The sequence below is a fragment of the Sphingomonas sp. TX0543 genome, from assembly GCF_048565505.1.
Classification (GTDB): Bacteria; Pseudomonadota; Alphaproteobacteria; order Sphingomonadales; family Sphingomonadaceae; genus Sphingomonas.
Genome location: NZ_JBLZUS010000002.1, coordinates 3,377,183 through 3,389,659 on the forward strand (window position 1 = coordinate 3,377,183; position 12,477 = coordinate 3,389,659).

Annotated in this window: 13 protein-coding genes; 6 read left to right on the top strand and 7 right to left on the bottom strand. The window is 65.5% G+C overall.

The window, feature by feature from the left end; all coding sequences use genetic code 11:
- Positions 1–16: 16 nt before the first annotated feature.
- Positions 17–1,027 (bottom strand): WalW protein, encoded by a 1,011-nt coding sequence (locus ACM61V_RS16820; protein ID WP_249341726.1) that lies wholly within the window; start codon positions 1,025–1,027, stop codon positions 17–19.
- Between the two features lie 5 nt (positions 1,028–1,032).
- Positions 1,033–2,721 carry a sensor histidine kinase gene (locus ACM61V_RS16825; RefSeq protein ID WP_137788193.1) on the bottom strand — a complete coding sequence of 563 codons (1,689 nt, stop codon included), beginning with the start codon at positions 2,719–2,721 and terminating at the stop codon, positions 1,033–1,035.
- A 188-nt stretch (positions 2,722–2,909) separates the two neighbouring features.
- On the opposite strand from ACM61V_RS16825, the gene ACM61V_RS16830 reads away from it, so the two are divergent.
- Positions 2,910–3,371, top strand: a complete 462-nt coding sequence (locus ACM61V_RS16830; protein ID WP_283214578.1) for an Lrp/AsnC family transcriptional regulator — start codon at positions 2,910–2,912, stop codon at positions 3,369–3,371.
- 72 nt (positions 3,372–3,443) lie between these two features.
- Here ACM61V_RS16830 and ACM61V_RS16835 read toward each other — a convergent pair whose 3' ends face one another.
- Entirely contained in the window at positions 3,444–4,724 is a 1,281-nt protein-coding gene (locus tag ACM61V_RS16835; RefSeq protein ID WP_137788192.1) for a tetratricopeptide repeat protein, read from the bottom strand.
- A gap of 151 nt (positions 4,725–4,875) precedes the next feature.
- Here ACM61V_RS16835 and yaaA point away from each other — a divergent pair, with 151 nt between their 5' ends.
- The 5 genes from yaaA to ACM61V_RS16860 all read left to right on the top strand — a co-directional run bounded on the left by yaaA (position 4,876) and on the right by ACM61V_RS16860 (position 9,984).
- Positions 4,876–5,622 carry a peroxide stress protein YaaA gene (yaaA, locus tag ACM61V_RS16840; RefSeq protein ID WP_137788191.1) on the top strand — a complete coding sequence of 249 codons (747 nt, stop codon included), beginning with the start codon at positions 4,876–4,878 and terminating at the stop codon, positions 5,620–5,622.
- Complete coding sequence (locus tag ACM61V_RS16845; RefSeq protein ID WP_249341725.1) at positions 5,619–6,275, top strand: SDR family NAD(P)-dependent oxidoreductase; 657 nt, start codon at positions 5,619–5,621, stop codon at positions 6,273–6,275. Before yaaA ends, ACM61V_RS16845 begins: the two co-directional genes overlap by 4 nt.
- 94 nt (positions 6,276–6,369) lie before the next feature.
- On the top strand, positions 6,370–6,756 hold the full coding sequence (locus ACM61V_RS16850; RefSeq protein WP_249341724.1) for a hypothetical protein: 387 nt from the start codon (positions 6,370–6,372) through the stop codon (positions 6,754–6,756).
- A 151-nt stretch (positions 6,757–6,907) separates the two neighbouring features.
- A complete protein-coding gene (gene gyrA / locus ACM61V_RS16855) occupies positions 6,908–9,634 on the top strand; it encodes a DNA gyrase subunit A (RefSeq protein ID WP_137788189.1) in 2,727 nt (908 codons plus the stop codon).
- Complete coding sequence (locus tag ACM61V_RS16860) at positions 9,631–9,984, top strand: DUF952 domain-containing protein (protein ID WP_137788188.1); 354 nt, start codon at positions 9,631–9,633, stop codon at positions 9,982–9,984. The genes gyrA and ACM61V_RS16860 overlap by 4 nt, the downstream gene beginning before the upstream one ends.
- On the opposite strand, the gene ACM61V_RS16865 is transcribed toward ACM61V_RS16860, so the two are convergent.
- From ACM61V_RS16865 to ACM61V_RS16880, 4 genes are read right to left on the bottom strand one after another with little or no spacing between them, the layout of a single operon-like run.
- On the bottom strand, positions 9,948–10,454 hold the full coding sequence (locus ACM61V_RS16865) for a hypothetical protein (RefSeq protein ID WP_212742231.1): 507 nt from the start codon (positions 10,452–10,454) through the stop codon (positions 9,948–9,950). The genes ACM61V_RS16860 and ACM61V_RS16865 overlap by 37 nt on opposite strands.
- Positions 10,451–11,134: an O-methyltransferase gene (locus tag ACM61V_RS16870; protein ID WP_137788187.1), complete on the bottom strand. Its 684-nt coding sequence runs from the start codon at positions 11,132–11,134 to the stop codon at positions 10,451–10,453. The genes ACM61V_RS16865 and ACM61V_RS16870 overlap by 4 nt, the downstream gene beginning before the upstream one ends.
- A 1-nt stretch (position 11,135) precedes the next feature.
- Entirely contained in the window at positions 11,136–11,522 is a 387-nt protein-coding gene (locus ACM61V_RS16875) for a putative quinol monooxygenase (RefSeq protein ID WP_349290335.1), read from the bottom strand.
- The gene (locus tag ACM61V_RS16880) at positions 11,523–12,431 is read right to left on the bottom strand and encodes a class I fructose-bisphosphate aldolase (protein ID WP_137788186.1); all 909 of its coding nucleotides are present in this window, start codon (positions 12,429–12,431) and stop codon (positions 11,523–11,525) included.
- Positions 12,432–12,477: the final 46 nt, after the last annotated feature.

Below are 12,477 nucleotides of genomic sequence, written 5' to 3' on the forward strand. Positions count from 1 at the left end.
GCAAGCAGGTGGTGGTTCAGCCGGCGGCCGCGATCACCTCGTCCAGGGAAGCGGAACGCACGCCACGTCGATCGAGTTCGTCAAGAACGTGATCCCACCAGCGCCAGAACCGCGCCAGATCCGTCCTGTCGCGAACATACGGCGTATTCCCCGGCACCAGCGAGGGGGAATGAAAAGCGAAATTCAGCACGCGCGCGCCTTCCCCGATCGCAATCGCGATCGCCTCGAGCGCGTCGTTCAACGGCACGCCCTCAGGAGTCAGCGGCACGCGCGCGAGCAGACCGGCGCGGGAGAACAGGCCGCGCCCGCGCGGAACGGCGCCGAGCCGCGCATGAAGCCTCGCGCCGTGTCTCCGCAGCGCGCCTGTAAAGACGGTCGATAGCGGCAACTCGATCATTTCCGACACCCGCCAGGCGTCACCGCGGGCATGCGTGAAATCCGGGCCGCCTTCAGCGCGATAGTCGAAACCGGGGCGAACCGAACTATCCAGTTGGTAGCCGTGCCGCGCCAGCATCCCGAACATCTCCGGCGAGAGCCCGTATCGACCGGCACGAAAGGCGCGCGGCGCGCGCTCGAACGCACCGGCGATCGCTCCTGTCAGCCGCACAAGCTTTTCCTCAAGCATTCGCCCGGGAAGATTGCCCGCGAAGGACGCAACCGAGGACAGCGGCTCGTCGAACGGCGGATTGACCCACGGATGCAGTTGCGCGCCAATCGCAGCGCGAGGATTGTCCGAAAGAATGCTCCGCAATAAATCCGCCCCGCCGGGATCGGATGCCACCGGGTAATCGATGAAATACGCAGGCGCCGCTCCCGCGTCCGACAGGCGCCGGTGCGCCTCCGGCAACGCCGCGAGTGCGGTAACCGTCCCTGCGTCACGCGAGAAAGGAGCAGCCCAGTCGAACTCCTCCTCGGTATCGATGAACACGGTGTAGCGGACGCCGAAATCGATCGGCCAACGCACCAGCGTTTCCGCTTCCGGGGGCGGCACACGCCAGCGCCGCGGGACGATCGCGGGCGATGCCACCGTCGTCAGTTTGTCGAGGCCTGCCCCATGTCGCCGATCAATCCTGTCGGGAGCAGCAGAGTCAAGCGCTCCGCCTCGATCATCAGCGAACCGCGCAATTCCGTCGCGAGGTTGCGCGCCAGCCGGATCGAGAATCCGGTGCCGAGCAAGGGGGCGCCTGGCATCTCCACCTCGCGCTCGGCATCCAGCGTCAGCAGGGTCGCATCCGGCACGGCGGCAAGCGCGCGCGGACGGGTAATCTGGATGGCGACGTGGGTGTCCTCGTCGCGCACGTCAATCGTCAGCCGCTCGCCGTGAGCGGCGCTGGCCACCAGCGCGGCGATCAATCGCCCGATCAGGCGCTCGGCAATCCGCTCGTCACAGGCCAGCGTTATGCCCGCGGGCCCCGGCGCAAGATCGACCACGCAATCGCGCAATCTGACCAATGGCGCGAGATCATTCAGTGTGCGGGAGAGCAGCGGCGCCAGCATCACCGTCTCGTCCCGCAGATTCAGTGCATTCCCCTCGAGCCGCGCGGCAAGTTCGAGATCCTCGATCGCCGCCACCAGATCGCTCGCATGCGCACGGATGGTCGCTGCGCGTTCGCGATAGACCTCGGGAACGGGTCCGAGCATCGCGGTCTCAATCAATTCGGAGAAGCCAGCGATTGCATTGCTGGGTGTGCGCAGTTCGTGGACCAGTCGCCGCAAGCCCTCGATGCCGCTTGCGTCGGTGCGCCGGCCAATCGCGCCTTCGTCGATCCGCGGACGGCGCGCGGCACCCCGAAAGCCGACAAAGCGGCCAGTGGCCGGATCGAACATCGGCACGCCGGATATGCGCCAGTCCCCCGCGAGCGCCGATCGTCCACCAATATTGAGGCGCGCGTCGCTGAATGCGGTACGGTGGCGGAACGCGCCGCTGGCCACGCCATCGACCTGCGGCTGGCCATCGGCGCCAGGCAAGAGGAAGCCGACTCCGATCACCGCCGCGCGTGGCGCAGCGTCGATCCAGCGAATCACGCCGGCCGAATCGGTCTCGAAGCTGAATCGATCGACCGCGTCCGCTTCATCGCCGGAACCTGCAGGAAGTGGCTGTTGATCGCGATGCAGCTCGCGAAAGGCAGCAATGCGGTCAACCAGCGCCGCGATCTCGAAGCCACCGCCAGCCGCCACTGCCGGCTCGAGATCGAGCACGTCGGCGGGAGGGGCAGACGGTTGGGTAACGGCTTCGGCGGGAAGCGATTCGATGGCGGCGGCGCACGCCGGCAACATCGCGGCCTCTTCGCCATCATACCCCAGCGCAAAATCAGCGGGTCCAAAGCTGTCCAGCGCGCGCGCAACGTCATCCGACAGATCGGCGCGGTGACGGAGCACGGCGCGTCCCGTAGGGCCAAGCGTCGGCAGCAGCGCACGCCACGCCGCATCGTCAAGGCGTGCGGCGCGCAGCACTGGCGCAGCAACCGCATGCTCGTCTTCGGCAAACACCGCGACCAGCCCGGCCGAGGGCGCCGCGAGCGCGAGCGAGCGACCGGCAGCGGCACGCACCGACAGCGGCACCCGCTCCCGCAAAACGCGCAAATGATCGAGCACCTCGGCGCTCTCTACGATCCGCCCGCGTGCCAGAAGATCGGCAACCTGCCTGAACGCCGCCTGCGCGCCGAAGGGCGTGGAGGCGTCCGCAGCGAGAACGGTCTTCAGGCTGTCGTCGAATCGCACCGATATCATCCTTTCCGGCAGGCGACCGTTTCGCCGCCGGGGATCGCCTGAGTAATCTGCATCAGACGATCGTGGAACAGCAGATTTCGGCACGTCGCAATGTGGGACAATTGCGTTTAGGCGCAATTTTCCTATGGATACGTGAACGAAATCGCCATGAAGCTGCTTGGCGACAGCCGGAGAATGAAGTGCTCGACCGTATCGACAGGCAAATCCTGGCGTTTCTGCAAGACGACGGGCGGATGACCAACGTCGAACTGGCAGACCGCGTCGGGCTGACGGCCCCACCGTGCCTGCGGCGTGTCCGCGCGCTGGAGCAGGCGGGCGTGATTCGCGGCTACCATGCGGATTGCGATGCCGCGCAACTGGGTTTTCCGATCACCGTTTTCGCGATGGTGAGCCTCAGAAGCCAGGCAGAGGCGGACTTGTCCGCCTTTGAGGAGCATGTCGCCGCGCTACCGGAGGTGCGCGAGTGCCACATGCTGAATGGCGAGATAGATTTCGTGCTCAAGATCGTCGCGACCGATCTGGAGAGTTTTCAACGTTTCCTGACGACGCATCTGACGCCCGCGCCCAATGTCGCCAGCGTCAAGTCGTCGCTCACGATCCGCAGCGCCAAATCCGCTTCGGGTGTGCCGATTCTCGAGTAAAAGGATTTTCGGATCGCGGAAGAAAAAGGGCGGCCCGGAAGCCGCCCTTTTCTTATCGATATCGCGTGCGCCTCAGGCGGCCGGCGTGTTAAGCGCGGTCAGCCAGAACGATGCGATATCGGCGCGCGGTGCGCCCTTCACCGCTTCAAAGGCAGCCTTGGCACCAGCCGTGTCGCCGGACTGCGCCAACGCGATGCCGAGGTGCGTGTTGACCGCATCCGCGTCCACGCCGCCCTTCTGCAGGGCGACCTTGTACAGCTCAATCGCCTTCGCATAATTCCCCGAGCCGAGATGCGCGTCGGCGGTGCCCGCGGCGAGCTTGCCGTTGGCCGCCGCCTTCGCCTTGGCATCGAGCGGATCAAGCGACCCCTCGTTGGCGATCGACTGCTTGGCGACGCGATACAGATCGCTGGCGGTTGCCGAGTCGGCCGGCAGCTTGCCCGCTGCGCGCCCCTCGTCGATCACCGACTTGCCCTCGTTCGGCAGCCCGAGATCGATCGCATATTGCGCGTAGATCTCATAATCAAACTGGTCGGCCAGGGCCTTTTCCTTGCGTAGCAGCCGGAACAGATCCACCTTCTGCGCCTTGTCGAGCGTGACGGCGCTGCCCTGCTGAATGCCGTACACGAATGCGATGTCGCGCCAGTTCTTGGCGGTCGGATAAGCGGCCACGTAGCGCTTCATCCAGCCGATCGTATCGGGGATCATCCGCTTTTGCAGCGTCTTCGCCATGGCGTAGCGATAGAGCGACTCATCGGGCTTCTGGCCGGCGGCGATCTGCGCATCCATCGCCTTCTGGAGATCGGCGGAGCCGCCGGCGATATCGCCGCCCTCCATCTTGATCTTGACCATCTGCAGCGGAAGGTTGGGATCGGTGTAGCCGAGCTGCTGCGCGCGCTGGAAGAAGGTGATCGCTTCCTGGGGCTGCTTGGCATTGGCGGCGATGATGCCGCGCTGGTAATTGAAACGCGCCTGATCGGCAGCCGGCGTGCGGGGATTGGCGATCAGCGCGTCGAGCGGGCCCTTGATCTTGTTGTCATCGATCTGGCCGCCTTGCATCTGGCCGACGGCGAGCTGAAGCTCGAACACCGAGGCGATATACTTGTCGTCGTCGCTCTTGGCGCCGGCGGAAACCTGCTGGATCAGCGGCGCGGCCGTGGCATAGTCCTTCGCCTGGAGCGCGGCCTGCGCCTTCGCGGCGAGCGGCTGGACGTCCTTGCTGAGCTTCAGCGGCGGCGCTTTGCTGCCGGCCTCTTCCTTCTTTTCCTTGGCGGACGCCGGCGCGACGAAAGCGACGCTGCCGACCCCGGAAAGAAGGGCGGCGGCGATCGCGGCCCGGTACATGCTCTTCATCGCTTCATTCTCTCCATCGTGGAAGGCGCGCTGGCGCCCCGGCGCCGCTCTACTCCGCTGCCCCTGTTGGTTCAAGAAACCCGACGTCCCTGACGTCACTGCGCTGAACATGGATTGAACGCATCCGGTTCCCCCGATAGGCGCAGGCACCATGATCGCCGTCATTTCACCCGCCAAGACGCTGGACTATCAGACCCCGCTTCCGCCGATGCAGGCGTCCGCCCCGCGGTTCGCGGCGGAGGCGGCAACGCTGGCGGGCGCAGCGGCGAAGATGTCGCGCAAACGGCTGGGTGAGCTGATGCACATCTCTGACAAGCTCGCGCAGCTCAATATCGAGCGGTTCCGCGGATTCGACGCGCTGCCCGAACGGCCTGCGATCCGTGCCTTCGCCGGCGACGTCTATACCGGACTGGACGCGGCGACGCTTGACGAGCCCGCGATAGCCTTCGCGCAGGATCATTTGCGCATGCTTTCCGGCCTGTACGGCCTGCTGCGCCCGCTGGATCTGATGCGCCCATACCGGCTCGAGATGGGCACGCGCTGGGCGCCGCGTCGCAAGAAGCTGACCGACTGGTGGGGCAAGCGTATCGCCGACGCGCTGGCGCAGGATCTGCTGGCCGAAGGATCGAATGTGGTGCTGAACCTCGCCAGTCAGGAATATTGGGCGGCGGTGGATGGATTGCTGCCGCGCGACGTTCGCATAATCACCGTCGATTTCCGCGAGGCCGACGGGCGGTTCATCAGCTTCCACGCGAAGAAGGCGCGCGGGATGATGGCGCGCTGGCTGGTGGAGCATCGCATAACGGATTTCGATGCGATGCGCGGCTTCGACAGCGATGGCTATGTATTTGACGGTGCGGAGAGCGAGGGCGACCATTGGTCGTTCCGTCGCCAGTGAGCGCGGTCGTCATCGGTGCGTCGGGCGGCATCGGCGCGGCGCTGGCCGAAGCGCTGGAGGAAGAGGGCGAGACCGTCCTGCGCTTCGCTCGACCCGAACTCGATCTGACGGACGAGACGACGATTGCCCGCGCCGCCGCACGCGCCGGATCGCCGGAGCTGGTTATCGTCGCGACCGGCCTGCTGCATGAGGCCGGGCGCGGGCCGGAAAAGGCGATCCGTGATCTCGATCCGGTGTGGCTGGCCAGGCAATATGCAATCAACACGATCGGTCCGGCGCTCGTCGCGAAACATTTCCTGCCGATCATGCCCCGAACGGGCCGCAGCATTTTCGTGGCGCTATCGGCGCGGGTCGGCAGCATTTCCGACAATCGGCTGGGCGGCTGGTATGGCTATCGCGCGTCGAAGGCGGCGCTGAACCAGCTCGTCCGCACGCTGGCGATCGAAGACAAGCGGCGTAACGATCGCGGCATCGTCGCAGCGCTTCATCCGGGCACGGTCGATACCAAATTGTCGCAACCATTTCGCCAGTCAGGCCGCGATATATTCGCACCTGACCGCGCCGCGGTGCAACTGCTCGACGTTATCGATGGCCTCAAGCCCCAGGACAGTGGACGTATTTTCTCCTGGGATGGCGCCGAAATCTCTCCCTGACCGATATTTAATCTTCGCGTCACGACATGGCGATCCCTGCGGGAGCATTACGGCCTTCGACGCCGACAGACGTCGTTCGAAACGGAGTGATGCAATGATGAAGTCCGCGATCCTCGCAGCAATTTCCGCCGCCGCGCTCGCCTCGGGCGGGATGGCGTATGCGCAGGCGCCCGTCGCGAAGGCGACCACGGCGGTCAAAACCACCACCGCCGCCAAGACCACTGCGGCGAAGACGACGGTCGCGGCCAAGACCACCACGGTGACGAAGCCGGCGTTTGGCGCGCCCAAGACCACGGTGGCCGCCAGGAACACCACGATCGTCAAGCCGGCCGCCACGACGGTCGCACGGACGACCACCGTCGCGCGCAAGACTGCTGCCGCCCCCGCCGGCCGCATGGTCACGACCAAGACCTCGACGGGCAAGACGATCACCTACAATTGCTCGAAGGCGGGCAACGCCAACAAGAAGGCGTGCAAGTAACCGCCTGACGAAGCCCATTCTCCCGGGCGCCTTCAGAAAGGCCGCTCGGGCCACCGACACCCCCGCGCGCGCAGGCGCGCGGGGGTGGTCAGCGCTTCCGCACTGGGCTAGGGTTCGTCATCGAAACGACACAACCCGAAAGCGCTGATTCTTGACCGACGAGACTCTCCTCGCCGACCCTTCGGACATTGCACCCATCTCCATCGTCGAGGAGATGAAGACGAGCTATCTCGATTACGCGATGAGCGTGATCGTCGCCCGCGCGCTGCCCGATGTACGCGACGGGCTGAAGCCGGTGCACCGGCGCATCCTGTTCTCGGCGAACGAGAGCGGGTTCGTGTGGAACCGGCCGTATCGCAAGTCGGCCCGCATCGTCGGCGACGTGATCGGTAAATATCACCCGCACGGCGATAGCGCGATCTACGATGCCCTGGCGCGCATGACGCAGGACTGGTCGATGCGCGCGCCCCTGATCGACGGCCAGGGCAATTTCGGCTCGATGGATCCCGATCCGCCGGCCGCGATGCGTTACACCGAGGCCCGGCTCGCCAAGATCGCGGATTTCCTGCTCGACGATCTCGACAAGGACACCGTCGATTTCCAGCCCAATTACGACGGCTCGGAAAGCGAACCACAGGTCCTGCCCGCCCGGTTCCCGAACCTGCTCGTCAACGGCGCGGGCGGCATCGCGGTCGGCATGGCGACCAATATCCCGCCGCACAACCTTGGCGAAGTGATCGACGCGTGTTTCGCCTATATCGACAATGGCGCGATCACCACCGAGGAATTGATGGAGATCGTGCCCGGCCCGGATTTCCCGACCGGGGCGATCATCCTGGGCCGATCCGGCGCGCGCTCTGCGTATGCGACCGGTCGCGGGTCGATCATCGTGCGTTCGCGTCATGTGGTCGAAGAGGGGCGCGGTGATCGCCGCTCGATCGTGCTTACCGAAATTCCCTTCCAGCAGGGCAAGAACGCGCTGGTCGAGAAGATCGCCGAAGCCGCCAAGGACAAGCGGATCGAGGGCGTCAGCGATATCCGCGACGAATCCAATCGCCTCGGCGTGCGCATCGTCATCGATCTGAAGCGAGATGCGACACCCGAGGTGGTGCTCAATCAGCTGTGGCGGCACACCCCGGCACAATCGAGCTTCCCCGCGAACATGCTCGCGATCCGTGGCGGACGGCCCGAAATGCTGGGCCTGCGAGACATCATCCAGTCGTTCATCCAGTTCCGCGAGATCGTCATCACGCGGCGCTCGAAGTTCGAGCTGGCCAAGGCGCGCGACCGTGCGCACATCTTGCTCGGGCTCGTCATCGCAGTCACCAATCTGGACGAGATGGTGCGGATCATCCGTGGCTCGGCCAGCCCGGCCGAGGCGCGCGCCGCGCTGCTCGCACGCGAATGGCCGATCGCGGAGATCGCCCCCTATATCCGGCTGGTCGAGGCGGTTGACGCCGAGGTCACCGGCGACACGTACCGCCTGAGCGAAACTCAGGTTCGCGCGATTCTCGACCTGCGCTTGCACCGACTTACCGCGCTGGGCCGGGACGAGATCGGCAACGAGCTTGAGCAACTGGCCGCCTCGATCGCGGAACTGCTCGAAATCCTCGCCAATCGCGTCAAACTCTATCAGGTGATGCGCGACGAGCTGACTGAGGTGCGCGCGCTGTTCGCGAATCCGCGCCGCACCGAGATCGCCGCCGCCGCCGACGGGATCGAGGACGAAGACCTGATCGAGCGCGAGGACATGGTCGTCACCGTGACCATGCAGGGCTATATCAAGCGCACCCCGCTGGAGGCGTTCCGCGCCCAGGCACGCGGCGGCAAGGGTCGCAGCGGCATGGCGACGAAGGATGAGGATGTCGTCACCGAATTGTTCGTCACATTGACGCACACGCCGGTGCTGTTCTTCTCCACGCTCGGCAAGGTCTATCGCATGAAGGTGTGGAAGCTGCCCGAGGGAGGGCCGGCCACACGCGGGCGTCCGATGGTCAATCTGTTGCCGCTGGCGGAGGGGGAGACGATCTCCACCGTTCTACCGTTGCCGGAGGATGAGGCGGAATGGAGCAAGCTCCACGTCATGTTTGCCACCGCCAGGGGCAACGTCCGTCGCAACAGCATGGACGCCTTCACCAACGTGCCCTCGAACGGCAAGATTGCGATGAAGTTCGAGGGCGAGGACGAGGATGATCGCCTCATCGGCGTCGCGCTGCTGGACGAGGAGGACGACGTGCTGCTCGCCACCCGGCAGGGCAAGGCGATCCGCTTCGCCGGCAACGAGGTGCGCGAGTTCCAGAGCCGCAACTCCACCGGCGTGCGCGGCATGCGGCTCGCCGCGGGCGACGAAGTGATCTCGCTGTCGATCCTGCACAAGATCGGCATGCGCGATCAGGACGAGCGCGACGATTATCTGCGCCACGCGCCGTGGAAGGGCGAAGACCCGGAGCGCAGCCCGCGCGCAATGAACGACGAACGCTTCGCGCATCTCGCCGAGCAGGAGGAATTCATCCTGACGCTGTGCGCCAACGGTTATGGCAAATTATCGTCGGCATATGAGTATCGCCGCACCGGGCGCGGCGGCCAGGGCATCACCAATATCGACAATATCGCGCGCAACGGCCTCGTCGTCGCGAGCTTCCGCGCCACCAAGGCGCAGCAACTGATGCTCGTTACCGATCAGGCCAAGATGATCCGCATCCCGCTCGCGGACCTGAGGGTGATCGGGCGTGGCTCGGCCGGCGTGCGCTTGTTCAACGTGGCGAACGACGAACATGTCGTCTCCGCTGCGCGGATCGAGGAAAGTGAAGAGGACGAGACGGTCGCGATTGCCGAAACTGCGTCACCGGACGCGACCGCGACAGGCGACGCGGAATGACCGATCGGCCAACCGTCGCCTACAAGGTGCTGACCGCCGATCAGATGGCGGCATTCGAGCGCGACGGCAGCTTCGCCGGCGCACCGGTGGACCTGGCCGACGGCTATATCCACCTGTCGACTGCTGCACAGCTGACCGAGACGGTGGAAAAGCATTTCTCCGGCCAGCAGCATCTGCATGTCGTGGCGGTCGATCTCGGGTCGTTCGGCGCGACGCTGAAGTGGGAGCCATCACGCGGCGGGCAGATGTTCCCGCATCTGTATGAGCCGCTGCTGCTTGAGACGGCGATCGCTTATGGCCCGCTTGAGCGCGATCACGAAGGGGCGGTGAAGCTTCCCGTCGCAGGCTGATCCGGCCCGGTGCGCTCGGCCAACGCACCGCGAAGCGCAGCGATGAAGGCGGCGGGATCGTCGAGGCGGTGCGCGATCCGGCGCGCCGCGCGACGTCCCGGAAGCGGCTCGTGCAGATCAACGATCACATTGGGATGCGCGACCAGCGCCAGATTGAGTGCGCTGCGATCGCGCGTGTTGCCTGCGGCATCCACGCCAGCGATCGCGTCCAGCGGCACGGTAATGCTCTTGATCCCGCCGGCACGCATCGTGAGGGCGCGCGCGCCAATCTCCACCGGCAGTCGCTTCATCGCGGCGATTGCGCGGATCAGCCACACCAGCCCCGCGAGGCTGGCGAGCGAAAGCGCCAGCGCGATACGCGGGTACCAGAATGACACCAGCAGATGCACCACCACCAGCTCGGTCGTCGCCAGTCCAACCAGCACCCAAAGCATGGGCGCGACCGCGCGATGATAGGGGAAAGCGCTCACCGCGTGGCCGCGTCAACGATCGCCAGCAGGAATCCGTCCCATTTCTTGCCGCCCACCGTCTGGATCGCGGTGGCGGTGAGCCGCGGCTCTGCCGCTACGTAATCGAACAGGGCGCGGGTGCCGATGATGCGCGGATCGGCGCTGTTCTCATCAAGCACCCCGCCCTCGCGGATCACATTATCCACGACGATCACCGTTCCCGGTCGCGACAGCCGGATCGCCGCCTGAACATATGCGACGTTGCTCTCCTTGTCCGCATCGATGAACACAAGGTCGAACGGTCCGGCGAGCGCCGCCAGCGTATCGAGCGCCGCCCCCGTGACCACCTCCACGCGATCGCCCACGCCAGCCTTTGCGAGGTTTATCCGCGCGACATCCGCGTGTTTCGGATCGATCTCCAGACTCGTGACCCGGCCATCCGCGCCCACGCCGCGCGCCAGCCAGATCGTCGAATAGCCGCCGAGCGTTCCAACCTCCAGCACGCGGCGGCTTGCGCTCGCCAGTGCGATCAGATGAAGCAGTTTCCCCTGCGGTGGTGAAACGTCTATGTCCGGCAGACCACCCGCCGCATTGGCGGCAAGGGCGGCGGCCAGGACGGGGTCAGCCCTCAGCAGCTTCTCGCCAATGTAATCGTCAACCGCGGACCAGCGCTCGTCCAATGGATCGAGCCGCTCGACCATCTCAGTGAGCGCCCAGCCCCGTGCCGCCGATCGGCCGGGTCTCCGCGATGGTTTCGAATCCGGCGATCAGCGGCCTTGCCTTCGCGATCGCCGCCTGCACGGCCGGAAGCTTCAGCGAGGCGGCGTGGCTCTCCTTGCTGTCCCACGCCTCGGAAACCAGCAACGCGTCCGGGTTCGCCATATCCTCGGCGACGACATAGCTGAGGCAGCCGGGCATGTCGCCGCTGCCGGCAATCAGCAGCTCCGCCAGCATCGCGCGCTGGCCAGGAATTGCAGTGATTCTGCCGATCATGCCATGCATTGCGCGCCTCCCACCGGCAGCAGCGATCGCAGCGCCGCCAAGCATCGTCGCCAGCGGAAGGCCGACGACGATGCTGCGGCGATCCACTTATTCTTCGCCCGTGTAGATGCGAACCAGCTTGTCGAGCATCGCCAGCGCTTCGCCGCGCTCGCGCTGGAAGGTGTTGCGGCCGATGATCGATCCGTTGCCGCCGCCGTCGCGGATGTCACGCGCATCCTGATATACTGCGTCGGCACCCTTGGCGGCGCCGCCGGAGAACACCACGATGCGGCGGCCCGCGAAGCTCGATTGCACGACATGCGCGACACGCTTCGCCTGGGTCGACCAGTCGCCACCCTCGTAGGCCTTCTTCGCGTCCGCCTGCTCGATATGGGCGGTCGGCAGCTTCACCTTGATGATGTGCGCGCCCAGCAGCGCCGCCATATGCGCGGCATATGCGCCGACATCCAGCGCCAGTTCACCGTCCTTGGAGAGGTTGCCGCCGCGCGGATAGGACCAGATGACGGTGGCGATGCCAACGGATTTCGCCTGCGCGGAAAGCTCGCGGATTTCCTCCATCTGCTCGAACACATGGTCGGAACCGGGATAGATGGTGAAGCCGATCGCGGCGCAGCCGAGGCGAAGCGCATCGTCCACGCTCGCCGTCACCGCCTGATCGACGCTGGTCGCCCAGCTGTTCGAGCTGTTGCACTTCAGGATCGTCGGCACCTGCCCGGCGAAAGTCTCCGCGCCCGCTTCCAGCATGCCCAGCGGCGCTGCATAGGCGGAAAGCCCGGCATCGATCGCGAGCTGATAATGGTAATGCGGGTCATAGGCCGGCGGGTTGATGGCGAAGCTGCGCGCCGGGCCATGCTCAAACCCCTGATCGACCGGCAGGATGATGAGCTTGCCCGTGCCGCCCAGCCGTCCGTGCATCAGGATGCGCGCAAGGTTCGCCTTTGTGGCCGGCGAATCGGATTCATATTTGTCCAGAATGGCCTTGACCGTCGGCGTCATCGCTTTCCCCTAATCGCAAATGGAATGGTTTCCGCGCCTGTTAGCG

Bases quoted from the DNA above. Each gene is read 5' to 3' on its own strand.
- ACM61V_RS16850 (WP_249341724.1), top strand. From the start codon at position 6,370: ATGATGAAGTCCGCGATCCTCGCAGCAATTTCCGCCGCCGCGCTCGCC.
- ACM61V_RS16870 (WP_137788187.1), bottom strand. From the start codon at position 11,134: ATGGTCGAGCGGCTCGATCCATTGGACGAGCGCTGGTCCGCGGTTGAC.
- ACM61V_RS16880 (WP_137788186.1), bottom strand. From the start codon at position 12,431: ATGACGCCGACGGTCAAGGCCATTCTGGACAAATATGAATCCGATTCG.
- ACM61V_RS16835 (WP_137788192.1), bottom strand. From the start codon at position 4,724: ATGAAGAGCATGTACCGGGCCGCGATCGCCGCCGCCCTTCTTTCCGGG.
- yaaA (WP_137788191.1), top strand. From the start codon at position 4,876: ATGATCGCCGTCATTTCACCCGCCAAGACGCTGGACTATCAGACCCCG.
- ACM61V_RS16860 (WP_137788188.1), top strand. From the start codon at position 9,631: ATGACCGATCGGCCAACCGTCGCCTACAAGGTGCTGACCGCCGATCAG.